This window comes from Xanthomonas cissicola (assembly GCF_008801575.1).
Lineage (GTDB): Bacteria > Pseudomonadota > Gammaproteobacteria > Xanthomonadales > Xanthomonadaceae > Xanthomonas > Xanthomonas cissicola.
This window is the reverse complement of the sequence record NZ_VZPL01000021.1, coordinates 59968-76662: the sequence shown is the minus strand read 5'-3', so window position 1 is coordinate 76662 and position 16695 is coordinate 59968. Positions and strand designations below refer to the sequence as shown.

Sequence of the window (16695 nt, the reverse complement as noted above, 5' to 3'; positions counted from 1 at the left end):
CGCGCCGGGTCTGCTTGCGCTTGCCCAGGCCCTCAGCGTCACCGAACGTCAGCTGCATAGATGATCCTCTACATGATGAGGCGGGTAGTGTCGCGTATCTGTGGTGCGTTGTTCAGAGCTTCCTTAGGGATAGATGCGGCCCTGCGGGTCGGTGAAGCCACCCAGCGGTGCACGCTGCACGAAACCGCAGAAGCTATTGCCGATGCCGCCGGGGTTATCCACACAGCGCGTGGCATTGGTCTCTGCCGTCACGGCGCCGATGGCATCGCGCAGGTCGATGCGCCAGTAGTCGATCGACATGCCGAACCCTTCGAAGAACTCCGGCTGCCACACCAGTCCGTACGACAGGCTGCGCGCACGTTCCGGCTTGAGTTCCGGATTGCCGCCGCTCACGCCCGGGCGGGTAGCGGTGTAGGTGTCGATCCAGCCCACCGGAATGCCCAGTGCGCTGCAGTTGGCCTGACGCAACCCCACATCGCCCGCAGTGCCCGGACGGTTGGTATTGGTGGGCAGGTAATTGCAGGGGTCGTTGATGGTGGCGAAGTTTTCGCTCTGCGAGTCGTACAGCTCGCCAATGCTGGGCGCACGCACCGCCTGCGCCAGGGTGCCACGCAACCGTAGCGACGGAATAATGGTCCAGTCCAGACCGATATTCCAGGTCTTGGTCGAGCCGATACTGCTGTAGTCCGAATAGCGTCCTGCAACGTCCAGCGCCAGACGATCCACGCCCGGCAGGCCGGCCAGCAACGGGATGGTGCTCTCGACGAACACTTCCTTGACGCTGTAGTCGCCACCGCTGTTCGGGATGGCGTTGAGAAAGGTCGCGCCCGACGCGGCCAACGGGTCGGTGACTTCCTCGCTCTGTTCCTTGCGGTATTCCACGCCGCCGGCGAAGCCGATGTCGCCTGCCGGCAGCGACAGCAGGTTGCTGTTGGCCACCGAGGCGCTGAACACGGTCTGCTGGATCTTGGCTTGCGAGCGCGCGGTGGTGTTGAACCACGCAGCTGCTTCCGGGGTGACCGCGCCGTTACCGAAGACACTGAAGGGCACGCAGCCTTCGCGGGCCAATGCCGAGTACACGCGACCGGTATGGGGATTGACCGCAGTCGGATCCAGCGTGGTGCGGCAGACGATGTTGCCGCTGGCATCGCGTGCGGCGTCGATGCCGGCCTGCCAGCGTTCGTTGATGCGGTTGTTGAGGTTGAGGCGGTCCACCGTGGTCTTGCCGTAGTTGGCCGACACATCGTAGGTCCAGTTGTCGGTGACGTTGCCTTCGGCGCCGAGAACGGCGCGGTAGGTCTTGCGTTCGATGTTTTCGCCGCGGCGGCCGGCATCGACATTGAAGCGGTTCATCAGGATCTGCGTGGCGCCGCGCGAATCCATCAGGGCGCCGAGTTCGGGGCTGACATAGGGGTTCTGACGACGCACGCGCAGCGAGCTGTCGAATGCGGGCTGGCCGAAGAATTCCGAATCGGTTTCGCTGTACTTGCCTTCGAAGAACACGCGATGGTTTTCGCTGATCTCGAAGTTGATCATGGTGTTGACGCTTTTGCGATCGAAGCCGGGCTGCAGATCGGCCACCGCGTTGAGGTCGACGAAATCGCAATCCACGCACGAGGTGTTGCTCACCACCGTGCCGTTGTACCGGTTGCGACGGAAGCTGCCATCGTCGTTGAACAGATAACGGTTGCCGTAGCTTGCCGGGTTGCGGAAATCGAACGTGCCCAGATTGAAGGTGCCGCCGTAAGAGGTCGAATGGTTGCCACCGGGGCCGCTGAGCACGTTCTGCGGGTTGCGCTCGCTCGGCGGAAGGGTGGGGTCGAACGCGGGGTTGGGCACACTCACCAGGTACTCGCGGCCGATGGCGCGGTTGCCGCGACCGAAGCGATCTTGCTTGCTGTATTCGCCGGACACCGCGATGTTGCCGCGGCCGCCTGCGAAATCGGTGCCGGCAGAAAAGCTGGCAAATGAGCGGTTGTAATTGCCTTCGTCGGCCAGGCCGGTCTGCGCGCGCGTCTCGAAACCGGTGAACGATTTCTTGAGGATGAAATTGACCACGCCGGCCACGGCATCGGCGCCGTACACCGCCGACGCGCCGCCGGTAATGACTTCCACGCGCTCGACCCATTCCACCGGAATGGTGTTGACGTCCACCGCAGTCGAGCCAGGGCTGGAGCCCACATGGCGACGCCCGTTGACCAGCACCAATGTGCGGTCAACGCCCATGCCGCGCAGGTCGAGCAGGCCCAGGCCGGCAGTGCCGATAAAGCGGGTGGAGTTGCCCAGCGTGTAGCTCGGCGCCAGCGCCGGCATACGCGCCATCAGGTCGCTGATGGTGGTCGCGCCGGTGGCGCGGATTTCTTCGGCGCTGATGGCAGTCACGGGCGAAGGCGTGACAAATCCGATACGCGCGATGCGCGAGCCGGTGACGGTGACCTTGTCCAGGTCGGTCGTATCGGGTGCGACCGCGTTTTCGGACTGGGCGGAGGCATTGCCTGCGGATGCGGCTAGTACGCCGAAAAGTGCAGTGCTAAGGCGGTGGCGACGGATGCGTTGCGAGGTACGGCTCGACATGATTTCGCAGATTCCTTGCTGAGATTCGATTCGCGCAGTTGGGCTCGCTGAGCGCCAGCTGAACTGTGTTTTGACCGTAACAATTCTTTAATCTTGTGTCCATATCTGCGAAATTTGTCGCTTAATGTCACGTACTGGCTGCGCGTGCGTTTGTGTCGCGTTGGCAAACAGGCCGGCTGCTTCCGACCGAGCCGGTACACTCATGCCCCTCTTTGATGCGGCGCAAAGCGATGCTTGAGTCGCTCGCGGTGGCACACGACAACTCGGGTAGGCGATGAACACGATGGTGCAAAGTGGTTTCTGGGCGGCGCGCGCTGTTGCGCAGGCGGTTGGCGCATGACGGGCGAACGCAGAATCGCCGCGCATGCGGTGCAGGGGGCATTGGCGCCGCACCCGCGCATCCGCAACGTGATTGCGGTGGGGTCCGGCAAGGGCGGCGTGGGCAAGTCCACCACTGCGGTGAATCTGGCACTGGCGCTGCGTCAGTTGGGCGCGCGCGTCGGCGTGCTGGATGCCGATATCTATGGCCCCAGCGTGCCGGCGATGCTGGGCCTGAGCGGGCGGCCGGATAGCCCGGACAACAAGTCGATCGAACCGCTGCGTGCGTTCGGGATCGAGGCGATGTCGATCGGCCTGTTGGTCGATCAGGACACCCCGATGATCTGGCGCGGGCCGATGGCGACGTCCGCGCTGACCCAGCTGTTCAACGACACCCTGTGGGACGACCTGGACTATCTGCTGATCGACCTGCCGCCGGGCACCGGCGACATCCAGTTGACCCTGTCGCAGAAGATTCCGGTGGCCGGTGCGGTGATCGTCACCACGCCGCAGGACATCGCCACGCTGGACGCGCGCAAGGCCTTGAAGATGTTCGAAAAGGTCGAGGTGCCGGTGCTCGGCATCGTCGAGAATATGGCGGTGCATACCTGCAGCAACTGCGGTCACCGCGAGCATCTGTTCGGCGAAGGCGGCGGCGAGCGCATGGCGGCGCAGTACGGCGTGCCGTTATTGGGGTCGTTGCCGCTGGTGATTGCAATCCGTGAGCAAGGCGATGTCGGTCAGCCGATCGTGGTAGCCGCGCCGGAGTCGGTGGCAGCCCAGGCCTACCTGGCGGCGGCGACGCGGCTTGCCGAGGAACTGGGCAAGCGCCCACGCGCCAGCATCCCGATTTCGGCGTCGCTGCTGTAACGCGTCCGGCCGGCTGCGGGTGCCGGCCGCTGGTAGAATTCGCCGTCTTCGCGCGGGCCGCTCGGCCCGCCGCCTTCCGTCTTCAAGGAACACCGCATGAGCATCAAGAGCGACCGCTGGATCAAGCGCATGGCCGAACAGCACGCGATGATCGAGCCGTTCGAACCCGGCCAGATCAAGCACGATGCCGCCGGGCAGCGCATCGTCAGCTTCGGCACCTCCAGCTATGGGTACGACGTACGCTGCTCGCGCGAGTTCAAGGTCTTTACCAACATCAACTCGACGATCGTCGATCCCAAGCACTTCGATCCCGGCAGCTTTGTCGATATCGAATCGGATGTCTGCATCATTCCGCCGAACAGCTTCGCACTGGCGCGCACAGTGGAATATTTCCGCATCCCGCGCGACACGCTGGTGGTGTGCCTGGGCAAGAGTACCTACGCACGCTGCGGCATCATCGTCAACGTGACCCCGCTGGAGCCGGAGTGGGAAGGCCACGTGACGCTGGAATTCAGCAATACCACGCCGCTGCCGGCGCGCATCTATGCCAACGAAGGCGTGGCGCAGATGCTGTTCTTCCAGTCCGACGAAGTGTGCGAAACCTCGTACAAGGACCGCGGCGGCAAGTATCAGGGCCAGACCGGTGTAACCCTGCCGCGCACTTAGAGCAGGGACCGAAACGACTGCGCTCGCCGCCAGGCGGGCGCAACCGATACTCGGAATCGGCTGTGCCACGCGTGCACTCCGGTCCGTCCATGCCGTCTGACGGCTGCTCGCCGGGTTTTTTGGCCGCTCCTGGTGCAATGGCGCGGCCGTGACCTTCAGCAGGTCGCGGCAGCCTTCTGGCGGTAGCGCAGCAGTTGGCGCACGCCGGCGGCGATCAGAAACACCGGCCACCAGGTCGCGATCAGGTTGCCACGTCCATATGGGCCAGTCCCAGGTTGTCCAGCAGAAACAGCGCGCCCATGACAATCAGGAACAGGGCGGGGATCAGACGGTAGTTCATGGCGAGGTCCTCGTTGGGTATGAGGCCATGCTGCGCCGGATGCGCCCCACGATCAGGTGCCGGAAGTCAACAATCGCAGATGACAAACGTCATGTCGGTCGCCTCACCGGCGGGACGGGCAAAGGTGAGGGCGCTGTGCCGCATGTGATTGGCCGTTGCCGATGCGATAGCCGACGCAGTCCGGTCGCAGCCCCAACGTTCTGAGGCGCAATCGACAGCCCACCAGGCTTCGCCCGTACCCCTGTCCGGCCCTTGGGGCACCTGCACTTCCATGAAGGAGGACAATGTCCCAACAGGCGACGAAGACTGCGGGCAGGCGACGGGCGACGGCGATGCCAGATCAGTGAGGGCTAAATCCGCCCAACTCCGTCGCCACTGATGCTGTGGTCAGCGTAGATAACAGATCGGCCGTCAAACCGAACTGCCGCCAGCGCAGTCAGCGACCGCGCCACCCGAGCGCAGTACCGTACCTCAACTCGCAAGCGCCAATCCGCCAATCTGCCCTTCCGCTGGAATGTCAGCAGCGCCGATAGCCCGCTGTGACCAATTCCGGCTCCCAAGTCCCCAAGCCCGGCTCCGCTTACTTGCCGCGCCCGAACAGCATGCCGATCCCGCAAGCGACCAGCGCAGCCGGCCACCAAGTGGCGATCAAGCGACCAAGACTGAGATTGGTCCAGCCCAGGTTGTTGGCCAGGAACAGCAGGCCGACGAGGATCAGGATCAGCGCGGCGACGACATTGGATTTCATGCGGGAGACTGGTTGAAGGACAGGCGCCTATCGTAGCCGTTGCGCCCACGCCGCGACATGCTGCTGCAACGTCTCGGGCACAAACCGCTGCGCACTGCCGCTGCCCCAGACGGGCCCAGGCCACGCGGCATCGCCTGGGTGACGGCCGACCAGATGCACGTGTAGCTGCCGCACGATATTGCCCAGCGCGCCGATATTGAGCTTGCTGACCGCAGGTTCGGCGCGCAGCAACTGCGAGAGCTGGTTGATTTCGGCCAGCAACAAACGCTGCTGGCCGCCATCCAGATCGATCCACTCACTGACATCGGCCACCCGTGGCACCAGCACCAGCCACGGGAAGCGGGCGTCGTCCATCAGCCGCACCTGCGACAGCGGCCCGTCGGCGACGAACACCGTGTCGGCCGCCAGGCGCGGATCGAGCAGAAAACCGCCCGCCGGCGTGCCCGGTGCGGTGTCGCTCATCCCAGATGCGCCGCGAAGAAGCCCAGCGTGCGCTCCAATGCGCGCTCGGCGCTGTCGGCGTCGTAGTGGGTGGGGTCGATGCTGCGGTTGAAGGCATGTCCGGTCGGATACACGAAGGTTTCCATCTGCGGCAGTTTCTCGCGATGGGCCTGGATCGCTTCGGGCGGAATGCTGGCATCGCGCTCGCCGAAGTGGAACATCACCGGTGCCTTGGGGGTTTCGTCCAGCAGCTGGGTGTTGCGGCCGCCGTAGTAGCTCACCGACGGCAGTCCCAGGCGTATCGCCGACAGCAGTGCGACCGAGCCACCCCAGCAGTAGCCCACCGTGCCTACCTTGCCGGCGCGGGTCAGCAGGGTGGAGGCAGATTTCACCACCTCCACCGCGCGCTCCAGGCCCACCGCATTGGCCAGCGCCAGGCCCCGCTGCAGGCTTTCCTGGTCGTACGGCAACTGCACGTCCTTCTCTTCCAGATCGAAAAAAGCCGGTGCCAGCACCTCATAGCCGCGTGCGGCGTAGTCGTCGGCCACTGTGCGGATATGTTCGTTGACGCCGAAGATTTCTTGAATCACCACCAGGCCGCCGCGCGGACTGGAAGCGGGCGTGGCGTGCCAGGCGGCAACCTGGCCGTCGGGGGTGTCGAGCGTGGTCCAGTGACCCATGGAAACTCCTGCTGCAGTCCGGGGAGGCGCGCATTATCGACCGGATCGGCGGGGGCGAAGGTGAGGGTTCCGCTAAGATGACCCCGCGTGCGCGGCATGCGGTTCAGAGCGCCGCCCCCGCACCGCTATAATTGTCCCGCTCAGGCCCCAGGCCGCTCCGCTTCCCAGGCTCCTGCTTCCATGTCCCAGCTGAACCCTAAAGTCGGCTTCGTCAGCCTTGGCTGCCCGAAGGCGCTCGTCGATTCCGAACGCATCCTCACCCAGCTGCGCGTAGAGGGCTACGACATCGTGCCCAGCTACGACGCTGCCGATGTGGTGGTGGTCAACACCTGCGGCTTCATCGATTCGGCAGTGACCGAATCGCTGGACGCGATCGGCGAGGCGATGAACGCCAACGGCAAGGTCATCGTCACCGGCTGCCTGGGCAAGCGCCCGGAGCAGATTCGCGAGGCGTACTCGCAAGTGCTGGCGGTATCCGGCCCGCAGGACTACCAGAGCGTCATGGACGCAGTGCACGCCGCGTTGCCGCCGCGTCACGACCCGTTCGTGGATCTGGTGCCGGACTACGGCATCAAGCTGACGCCGCGCCATTACGCGTATCTCAAGATTTCCGAAGGCTGCAATCACCGGTGCAGCTTCTGCATCATTCCCTCGATGCGCGGCGATCTGGTCTCGCGTCCGGTCGATGAAGTGCTGCGCGAAGCCGAGCGGTTGGTGCGCGGTGGCGTCAAGGAATTGCTGGTGGTGTCGCAGGACACCTCGGCCTACGGTGTGGACCTGAAATATGCCGAGCGTCCGTGGCGGGACCGCCTGTACCAGACCCGCATGAAGGCGCTGTGCGAGGGGTTGTCGGAGCTTGGCGTGTGGACGCGCCTGCATTACGTGTACCCGTATCCGCACGTGGACGATGTGATTGGGCTGATGGCCGAAGGCAAGCTGCTGCCGTATCTGGACATTCCGTTCCAGCACGCCAGCCCGCGCATTCTCAAGTTGATGAAGCGCCCCGGCGCGGTGGAAAAAACCCTGGAGCGCGTGCAGCGCTGGAAGGCGATGTGCCCGGAGATCACCGTGCGCTCGACCTTCATCGTCGGCTTCCCCGGCGAGACCGATGCCGAATTCGAATCCTTGCTGGACTTCCTGGATCAGGCGCAGCTGGACCGCGTCGGTGCGTTTGCGTATTCGCCGGTCGATGGCGCCAGCGCCAACGCGCTGCCGGATCAGGTGCCCGAAGAAGTGAAACAGGAGCGCCTGGCGCGCTTCATGGCCAAGCAGGCGCAGATCTCTGCGTTGCGTCTGGAATCCAAGATCGGCAGCGTGCAGCAGTGCCTGGTGGATGTGATCGAAGACGACATCGCGGTGGCCCGCTCGCGTGCCGATGCGCCGGAAATCGATGGGCTGGTGCACATCCAGAACGGTGGCGAGCTCGGCTTGAAGGTGGGCGATCTGGTGGATGTTGAAATCACCGACAGCGACGAGCACGATCTGTTTGGCGATGCACTGCCGTCTGGCCATGCGGTGCAGCCAGGGCGGACATTGAACCTGCAGATCGTTTAGCCGCAGCAGGGCGCCGGCTGGCCGATGGCGTCGGCGCCAGACTGTGCCGCACCGTCGCCGCACATGCCCCGGTGGGCACGCCAACCGGTAGGAGCGTGCCTGCGCGCGACGAGGCTTGCCACGCGCATCCGTCCCGGCACGACGCGCTGCAATGCCAACATCGCCGCTAGGCATGATATCGCCGCATGAGGGTGGCCGGCGTGTGTGCGTATCAGCAGGCCACGATGCAGTCCTGGGGCAATGGGTGTTCGGTTCTCCGGGTGTCGATCAATGTCGTTGCTGATGCACAGCGCCAGGATCGATCCGCGCCTTGGGTATCCCCTACAGCGAGGCGTAATCCACCGACACCACGACGAATGTGTGCTTGCCGGCCGGCAAGTGTGCGTCGAATTCGTCGTCCACGCGCTTTTTCAGCAGGGCGCGCGCCAGGGGGGAGTCGATGCTGATCCGGCCGCGTCCGGCATCGGTTTCGTCCGGGCCGACGATGCGGTAGCGCAGCAGCTCGCCACTGTCGGCGTCTTCCAGCTCCACCTGTGCGCCGAAGAACACTGCGTTCGCGTCGGTAGGTGCGGTATCCACCACGCGCAACGCTTCCAGTCGCTTGCTCAGATAGCGCACACGCCGATCGATTTCACCGAGCTGCTTCTTGCGATAGGTGTATTCGGCATTTTCCGAGCGATCGCCTTCGGCGGCCGCTGCCGCCAGGGCCCGTACCACCTCGGGGCGGCGCACGCGCCACAAGTCGTCCAGCTCGGCCTTGAGGCGGGCGTGGCCTTCGGGCGTGATCAGCGCAGTGCTTTTTTCGGCAGGTGGGCGCCAGCGGCTCATGGGGCAGGCAGGTTCGAACGGCGAGCCCGCGATGCTAGCGCGCATGACGTGCTTGCGCATCTTCCGCCGCACAGCGAAGCTTTGCGCCATTCTCGGACACGGACGTTGTCATGCTGATCATGCCGCTGCACAAACCCTGGTCGCGCCAGAACATCACCTGGGTGACGCTGCTGCTGGTGCTGATCAACGTGGCGGTCTACATGGGCTACCAGCGCAAGGACGACAGCCTGGTCGAGAGCGCCGTGCACTATTACGTGCACTCCGGCTTGGGCGCGCTGGAGGCCGATGCACATACCCGTTACCTGCAGCAGACCGCCGACGCCAAGCTGCGCGCGGCGCGCCAGGCAAAGCTGGGCACCGTGCCTGAACCGCAACGCATCGCGTATCTGGCGCACCTGACGATGCACGATGTCGCCTTCGAACACGCACTGCGCAGCGGCACACTGTTCAACGACGACGCGCGTCTGCGCGAATGGCGCGCATTGCGTGCGCCTTACGACACGCGGCTGTCCAGGATATTTACGCTGCGCCATGTGCAGCGCAGTTCCGAATGGTCGCCAGCGCGCATGCTGACCGCCACGTTCCTGCACGGCAGCTTCGATCATTTGCTGGGCAACATGCTGTTTCTGCTTGCCCTGGGTACCTTGCTGGAAGGCGCAATCGGCAGCGGCTGGTTCCTGGCGCTGTATCTGCTCGGCGGATTCGGCGCCAGCCTGGCCAGCTTGTGGTGGCGTTGGGGCGAGCCTGGCGGCGGCTTGGGGGCGTCCGGCGCCATCGCCGCCTTGATGGGCGCGTTCTGCATGGTATGGGGCAGGCGCAGGGTGCGCTTTTTCTATTGGTTTTTCGTGGTCTTCAATTACGCGCGTGGCCCAGCGATCCTGCTATTGCCGCTGTGGCTGGGCTGGGAGTTGTACAGCCTGGCATCCAGCGACGACGGTGCAGTCGCCTTCGAAGCGCATGCGGGGGGACTGCTGAGCGGTGCGTTGCTGGGCGCCTTGCTGGTGGTATTGCGGCAAACCCGGCCGGCGTTTATGGAGGAGGGCGACACGGTTGCGGTGGACGATCGCTGGGAGCGTGCGCAGCGCCATCTGGGCCGGATGGAAAACGCCGAGGCCGAACATTTGCTGGCGGAGTTGACGCGCGAGCAGCCGCATAATCTAGAGGTTGCGCTTGCGCGCTATCGCGCGGCGCGTCATGCAGGTCGCAGCCAGGACAGCCTGCGCCATGCCGAGACGCTGCTGGCCCTGTAGACCCATAGCGCCGAACAGACACGCATCCAGCTGGCAGTCGCCGCCGAACTCAGCAAGGCCAAGACTGCCTGCAGTCTGACGGCGCGCAGGGCGCTGATCGCTGCGTGCATGCGTAACGGCCTGTTGGCCGATGCCGAGCGTCTATTGAAAGAAAGCGAACTGAGTACGCCCCGCGACGAATTGGCCCAACAGTGGTTCGTGCTTGCCTTGCGTCACGGTGAACTGCAAGACGTTGCGCAACGTACGCGCTTGTTGCGACAGGTGCTGGATCAGTTTCCCGAGCAGGGACAGGCGAACAAGGCGCGCTTTTTGCTTGAGAACGGGTGAGCGGCTTCTGCTCGAGGCGTGCTCTCTGACTCGCGCGACGCTGGGCGGGCAAAGGCCAGTCGAGTTGGCTGGCATGCATGGTTCTGCGCTTGATGCGATCTGTCCGCCTGGATCCTGCAGAAGGGGTCTTCAGCCGATCACGCCGGCTGAATCGTCACCGCTTTCAGTGCTGCATCCAGCTTCGCGCGCAGTGCTTCGTCGTCGCAGCGATCCATGGCGTCCTGCAATACGGCGCGCGCTTGATCGTCGCGACCGAAGCGCTCGGCCAGCAGCACGCCGGCGTCCAGTGACCAGGCAGGCAGCATCGGGTCGCGCGGCCATGCAGCGATGGCGGCCAGCAGGCCATCGGTGACCAGTTGGAACTGCCCGGCCATCTTTGCGCGCTCGGCCAGCAGGTTGGCCTGCTCGGGCGTCAGCGGCGTAAACGTGGCGTCGATGTCCAGCGCTTTGCGCTGCAGCGCGAGCGCACGCCGTTCCTGCTTTTCCTGCAACAGGCGATTGATGTATTGGCGGGTGTGTTCGCGTAGCTCGTCGTTGCGATGGTGTTGGCGCAGCAGGCGCTGATACAACTCGTGCACCGCCAGGCTCACCGCGCGCGAGCGCACCGCGCCACGCAAGGCCTGAAAGGCTTCGTCGGAATGGCCGTCGCGCACATACTGTTCCGCTTCGTCGAGCAGGCGCTGATCCGGGTCGCGGCGTTCGTGCGCTTCTTCGCTGCTGGGCACGTAGCCCAGCTCCTCGTGGTATTGGTACACCAGATACCCCAGCAGGTGAAAGCTGGCGAATAGCGTCCAGATCGAGGTCGCCATGACCGTGGCTTCGCGCACGAGCGGCGGTAGGTACGTGATAGCGAAAAAGACCGCTGCCGTACCGCTGCCCTGGATCACGTAGAGCAGGCCGTAGGCGGCCAGATATGGCCAGCCGATCCGCAGCGCCATGTCGATCGAGACGGCGGGATTGAGCGCCCGGCGCAGGCTGCCGTCGATGGCCAGCGAGATCAGCATGCCCGGCAGCAGCAACATGGTGCCCAGATAGGCGATGGTCAGCCCGAACGGGCCGGCGATCACGGCCCCCGCGCCGATCACGATGCCCAGCGCGATGGCCAGCAGGATCAGGCGCAGTACCGCGCTGTCGAAACTGTTATAGCCCAGGCGCGGCGCGTCGGGCTCGCCATCGGCGGTGTGGCGCAGAATGTCGAAGGCATAGGTGTAGGTCGCCATGCCCAGCACCCCGGCAATCACCAGTTTCAGGATGCCCGGCAGCACCAGCAATGCGCCGCACAGCGTCAATGCGATCAGCGCATACAGCGCCGAGCCACGCAGCGGGTAGGTGGCAATGGCGGGAATGCGCGTCCAGAACGGTGCCGGCGCAGCCTGCGCGGCCACCGTGCGTGCGCGAAAACGGTCTTCCATGACGCTCCCCAGGCGTGTGGTGTGATCGGATTGTGCGGTGACGTGCGCCGCCACGCAATTGGGGCGGGGGGGCAAGCCGACGAACCAGGATCGCCAGCGACTGGCGGCATGTCGCGGGCATGGTCTGGATATTGCTGGCCAGGCCCTGCATCAGTGCCGGCATTGCATCGGAGCATGCTGTGTCCGACAGCACCGTAAGGGCATCGGCAGACCGTCGATGCGTTGCGTGCGTGACTGTCTGAGGTTCCAGCGGAGCGACAGGTAAAATGGTGGCCCGCCGCACTCTCGCGGTCCTACGAGCGACCGCGCGCCGCAACCGTGGCACTGCCATCGCTCGCATCACAAGGAGTGTCGCTTGATTCCCTCTGCCACCGGCAACCCGCAGGTCCGCATTCGCAGCATCGATGTGCTCTCGGACAATTGGTATGTGCTACGCAAGGTGACGTTCGATTTCCAGCGCAAGGACGGCCGCTGGCAGTCCTTGTCGCGCGAGGCCTACGACCGTGGCAATGGCGCCACCATTTTGCTGTATAGCCGCGCCAGGCAGACGGTGATGCTCACCCGCCAGTTCCGCCTGCCGACGCTGCTCAATGGCAACCCGAATGGCATGTTGATCGAAGCTTGCGCAGGCCTGCTCGACCAGGACGATGCGCTGACCTGCATCCGCAAGGAAACCGAAGAGGAAACCGGCTACCGGATCGACAACGTGCGCAAGGTGTTCGAGGCCTTCATGAGCCCTGGCTCGGTCACCGAACGCCTGTACTTCTTCGTCGGCGAATACTTCGACGCCGACAAGGTTGGTGATGGCGGTGGACTCGAAGAAGACGGCGAAGAGATCGAAGTGCTGGAGCTGTCCCTGGATGCAGCATTGGCGATGATCGGCTCAGGTGAGATCGCCGATGCCAAGACCATCATGCTGTTGCAGTACGCAAAGTTGCATGGTGTGTTGGAGTCCGTCCACGCCAACGCGCGGTAGCCCTTCAGGGCGACGGTGTCATCGAGACGTGTCGGCGGCGATGATCAAGCCGATCAACGCTTCCCACCAAAAATGCTACCGAAGATGCCGCGCACGATCTGCTGCCCGATCTTGTTGCCTACCGTGCGCGAGGTCTGCTTGGCCATCGCTTCGAGCATGCCCTGGCGGCGGCTGGTGCCGAAGACCGCGTCCTTGACCGCCTGACCGAAGCCGCTGTCGTGCGCGTCGTCGTCTGCGCGAGTGCGGGCAGGTGGTGCTGCGTTGTGTTCGGCCACCTGTTCGACACGGCGCGCCAGCAGTTCGGCAGCCGATTGGCGATTGATCGCGGTGTCGTAGCGGGTGCCGACCGGGCTGGTGGCGCGCACCTGCGTGCGTTCGGTCTCGCTGATGGCGCCCATACGGCAACGCGGCGGGGCGATCAATGTCTGCTGCACCGGCGCCGGTACGCCCTTGCCCTGCAGCGGCGATACCAGCGCCTCGCCGGTACCCAGGCTGGAGATGGCGGTGGCGACATCGAGCTTGGGATTGCCGACGAAGGTCTGCGCGGCGGTCTTCACCGCCTTCTGGTCGCGCGGCGTGTAGGCGCGCAGCGCGTGCTGCACGCGATTGCCGAGCTGGCCGAGGATATTGTCGGGAATGTCATCGGGAAACTGCGAGCAGAAATACACGCCCACGCCCTTGGAACGGATCAGGCGCACCACCTGTTCGATGCGCTGCACCAGCGCCGCCGGCGCATCGTCGAACAGCAGGTGCGCCTCGTCGAAGACGAACACCAGTGTGGGTTGTTCCAGGTCGCCCACTTCGGGCAAGCGTTCGAACAGTTCCGACAGCAGCCACAGCAGGAAGGTGGAATACAGCTTCGGCTTGAGCACCAATTGGTTGGCAGCCAGGATGCCGATCACGCCACGGCCATCCGGTGCGACGCGCATCAGTTCGGCCAGCTCCAGCGCGGGTTCACCGAAGAACTGTTCGCCGCCGTCCTGCGACAAGCGCAGCAAGGCGCGCTGGATGGCGGCCACCGATTGGCTGGACACCAGTCCGTAACTGGTGGAGAGCTCCTTGCGCTCTTGGACCACCAGCGCGAGCAGTGCACGCAGGTCGTCCAGGTCCAGCAACAGCAAGCCGCGGTCGTCGGCCAGCTTGAACACGATGTCGAGTACGCCGGACTGGGTGTCGTTGAGCTCCAGAATCCTGGCGAGCAGGGTGGGGCCCATCTCGCTGACGGTGGTACGTACCGGATGCCCGAGCTGGCCATACAGGTCCCAGAACACCACCGGGTTAGCCGCTGGGGCGTAGTCGGTCATGCCCGTATCGTTGGCGCGCTGCAGCACGCCGGGTGCCCCGTCGCCGGCCACGGCCAGGCCGGCGACATCGCCTTTTACATCGGCCAGGAACACCGGAACGCCCAGCCGCGAGAAGCCTTCGGCCAGGGTCATCAGGGTCACGGTCTTGCCGGTGCCGGTGGCGCCGGCCACCAGCCCGTGGCGATTGCCGAAGCGGGCTTCCAGCACAACCGGGATGTCGTCGGTGACGCCTTTGCCGAGCAGGAACGAGGCCATTGCGCTGATCCGGTGGGAAAGGGCCGATTCTAGCGGGCAATCCCGGCGGGCAACGCCATCCGTCAACTCAGCGGATTCTGGCAGGCAGGCTGGGTCGAACGGGCGACCACGCACACGCCACGCTGCGCCGCAGGCTCACTCAAATCATCGCGGCGATGAGCCGGTTTGCAGGTGTCGCCTGCATCGATCGCGCCCACCAAGCTAACGGCCCACTGACCCCGGCGGCTCCGCTGCCTTGCCCCGATGTTGCCCCGGCAGCTACCCTGCCTGCCTTTCCGCTGTACTGCCTACGATGCCGCTCGCTCATTTTGGTTTGCGCCCATGGCCTGTCCTGGCCGTGGCGGCGCTGATGTCTGTCGTCCCCGCCGCCCACGCCATCTCCAAACGCGACACGGAGAAGGCCGCCGCGCTCGATGCGCGCATGGCCGCCGCCGAAAAGCGCTATCGCGATGCGCTGGTGCTGGTGAACAACTCCGACCCCAAGGGCACTGCCGAAGGCGATGCCGCGCTGGAGGACATGGAAGACATCATCGACGCCTGCATCAAGCAGCGCGGTTGCCTGGTGTCCAATCAGTTGGCCACCTACAAGCGACTGCTCAAGGCGCGCGCCGATGCCGAGGCGCCGGCCGCCGAAGATCCGGAAGACGACGACACCCTGCTGCAAGCCGACCCGGACCATCTCGGCCCGGCGTCGAACGGCGTGCCCGAGGCCGCGCGTGCCGCCACGCTGCTCAACGACCAGCGCCACGACTTCGACAAGATGGTGCAGTACAACCCGGCCGTGCAGGCCGGTATCCGGCGTTGGCTCACCGATATGCGCCCGGCGCTGCTGACCAGCTACGAGAACTACAGCAACCTGCGCGGCGTGATGTGGCCGGAATGGCAGAAGCGCGGCCTTCCCGAAGCGTTGCTGTTCGGCATCATGGCCAAGGAATCCAACGGCAAGGTGCACGCAAGCTCGCGCGCTGGTGCAGCCGGGTTGATGCAGTTCATGCCCGCCACCGGACGTCGCTTCGGGCTGGGCCCGGACGGCACCGGCTTCGATACGCGCTTCGATGCACGCAGCGCCGCCGAAGCCAGCGCCGCCTACCTCAACGAGCGCATGGCCGGGCTTAACCGCAGCATCGAACTGGCGCTGGCCGCCTACAACGGTGGCGAAGGCCGTGCCGCGCGCGTGTTTTCGCAGAGCGGCGGGCGCGGCTTCTGGGATCAGGACGTCTACAACCAGTTCCCGGCCGAAACCAAGGACTACGTGCCGATGGTGATCGCGGCGGCGTGGATCTTCCTGCACCCGCGCCAGTATGGGGTGGACTTCCCCAAGCTCGATGCGCAGCCGGCCACGCTCAAGCTGGCCAAGTCGACCACCATCTACGAACTCACCATCTGCCTGGGCAGCATGGGCACACGCGACGGCTACATGCGTGCGCTGCGCAATCTCAACCCGCGTTACGAATCCGATGGCTGGATTCCGGCCGGCACGGTCATCAATGCCACCAACCGCATCGCCAACCTCTACACCCGTTACTGCGTCAATGGCCCGCGTGCGGATCTGGCGCGCACCCTGATCACTGCCGATCTCAACAGCGCGATCGTGCGCAGCAGCAGCGCACCCGAGTACGTGCCAAGCGTGGCGGTAGGCGATGTCAGCCAGATGGCTGGCGTCCCGACCACCGTCGCCACCGGTCAGCCGGCAGTTGCCAAGCCCAAGGCCAAGCAGGTGCGCAGCTACACCATCGCCCGGGGCGACACGCTCGGTCGCGTTGCGCAGAAATACCAATGCGAGATCAAGGAGCTGGCCAAGGCCAACAACTTGAAGGCGCCGTCATATGCGCTCAAGCCGGGTCAGAGCATCAAACTGGCGGGTTGCGATCGCTGAACCGTGCGCTGGCGGTGCCGTGCTGATCGCCGCACCCTCTAGACGGCGGTGCGCATCGGCCTGAACTCTGGCGTGGGGCAGGCCAGCCGCGCGGACGCCGTTTTTGCTAGCCCGGCACGGGCGGCGTGTTTTCAATCGAAGGTTTGGCAAACGGCGCGCGGGTGCGCGACGCGTTGTCGGGAATGCTTCGTCGCGGCCAGGTCCGCTCCTACGATGGTGGCGAGCGCACGACAAGCCCGGTTGCGGTAGGAGCGGACCCGGCCGCGACGAAGCCGT

11 protein-coding genes and 3 pseudogenes are annotated in these 16695 nt (G+C 64.9%); 6 read left to right on the top strand and 8 right to left on the bottom strand.

Going from position 1 to position 16695, the window contains the following annotated elements; all coding sequences use genetic code 11:
• Window positions 1-126: 126 nt before the first annotated feature.
• Window positions 127-2574 (bottom strand): annotated as a pseudogene (locus tag F7R02_RS11350) (TonB-dependent receptor plug domain-containing protein); the annotation flags it as partial.
• 336 nt (window positions 2575-2910) lie between these two features.
• On the opposite strand from F7R02_RS11350, the gene apbC reads away from it, so the two are divergent.
• The gene (gene apbC / locus F7R02_RS11345; protein WP_005912994.1) at window positions 2911-3762 is read left to right on the top strand and encodes an iron-sulfur cluster carrier protein ApbC; all 852 of its coding nucleotides are present in this window, start codon (window positions 2911-2913) and stop codon (window positions 3760-3762) included.
• 96 nt (window positions 3763-3858) lie between these two features.
• Window positions 3859-4428, top strand: coding sequence for a dCTP deaminase (gene dcd, locus F7R02_RS11335; protein ID WP_005912996.1), 570 nt, complete (start codon window positions 3859-3861; stop codon window positions 4426-4428).
• Window positions 4429-4583: 155 nt separating this feature from the next.
• Here dcd and F7R02_RS11325 read toward each other — a convergent pair.
• From F7R02_RS11325 to F7R02_RS11310, 4 genes and pseudogenes are all read right to left on the bottom strand, one after another.
• Window positions 4584-4768, bottom strand: a pseudogene (locus F7R02_RS11325) (LiaF transmembrane domain-containing protein).
• A 580-nt stretch (window positions 4769-5348) separates the two neighbouring features.
• A complete protein-coding gene (locus F7R02_RS11320) occupies window positions 5349-5516 on the bottom strand; it encodes a LiaI-LiaF-like domain-containing protein (protein ID WP_003486900.1) in 168 nt (55 codons plus the stop codon).
• 27 nt (window positions 5517-5543) lie between these two features.
• Window positions 5544-5978 (bottom strand): HIT domain-containing protein, encoded by a 435-nt coding sequence (locus tag F7R02_RS11315; RefSeq protein WP_005912999.1) that lies wholly within the window; start codon window positions 5976-5978, stop codon window positions 5544-5546.
• The gene (locus tag F7R02_RS11310) at window positions 5975-6637 is read right to left on the bottom strand and encodes a dienelactone hydrolase family protein (protein ID WP_078590191.1); all 663 of its coding nucleotides are present in this window, start codon (window positions 6635-6637) and stop codon (window positions 5975-5977) included. The genes F7R02_RS11315 and F7R02_RS11310 overlap by 4 nt, the downstream gene beginning before the upstream one ends.
• Window positions 6638-6817: 180 nt before the next feature.
• On the opposite strand from F7R02_RS11310, the gene rimO reads away from it, so the two are divergent.
• A complete protein-coding gene (gene rimO, locus F7R02_RS11305; RefSeq protein WP_078590190.1) occupies window positions 6818-8191 on the top strand; it encodes a 30S ribosomal protein S12 methylthiotransferase RimO in 1374 nt (457 codons plus the stop codon).
• Between the two features lie 321 nt (window positions 8192-8512).
• On the opposite strand, the gene greB is transcribed toward rimO, so the two are convergent.
• Window positions 8513-9019, bottom strand: a complete 507-nt coding sequence (greB, locus tag F7R02_RS11300) for a transcription elongation factor GreB (protein WP_078590194.1) — start codon at window positions 9017-9019, stop codon at window positions 8513-8515.
• Window positions 9020-9129: 110 nt separating this feature from the next.
• Here greB and F7R02_RS11295 point away from each other — a divergent pair.
• Window positions 9130-10596: pseudogene (locus F7R02_RS11295) on the top strand (rhomboid family intramembrane serine protease).
• A gap of 137 nt (window positions 10597-10733) precedes the next feature.
• Here F7R02_RS11295 and F7R02_RS11285 read toward each other — a convergent pair.
• On the bottom strand, window positions 10734-12008 hold the full coding sequence (locus tag F7R02_RS11285) for a DUF4013 domain-containing protein (protein ID WP_167521018.1): 1275 nt from the start codon (window positions 12006-12008) through the stop codon (window positions 10734-10736).
• Window positions 12009-12363: 355 nt separating this feature from the next.
• On the opposite strand from F7R02_RS11285, the gene F7R02_RS11280 reads away from it, so the two are divergent.
• Entirely contained in the window at window positions 12364-12984 is a 621-nt protein-coding gene (locus F7R02_RS11280; protein WP_078590188.1) for an NUDIX domain-containing protein, read from the top strand.
• A gap of 53 nt (window positions 12985-13037) precedes the next feature.
• On the opposite strand, the gene F7R02_RS11275 is transcribed toward F7R02_RS11280, so the two are convergent.
• Window positions 13038-14552, bottom strand: a complete 1515-nt coding sequence (locus tag F7R02_RS11275; RefSeq protein ID WP_268874984.1) for a helicase HerA-like domain-containing protein — start codon at window positions 14550-14552, stop codon at window positions 13038-13040.
• Between the two features lie 283 nt (window positions 14553-14835).
• Between F7R02_RS11275 and F7R02_RS11265 the strand changes: the two genes are divergently transcribed.
• Window positions 14836-16419, top strand: coding sequence for a transglycosylase SLT domain-containing protein (locus F7R02_RS11265; RefSeq protein ID WP_139371004.1), 1584 nt, complete (start codon window positions 14836-14838; stop codon window positions 16417-16419).
• Window positions 16420-16695 lie beyond the last annotated feature (276 nt).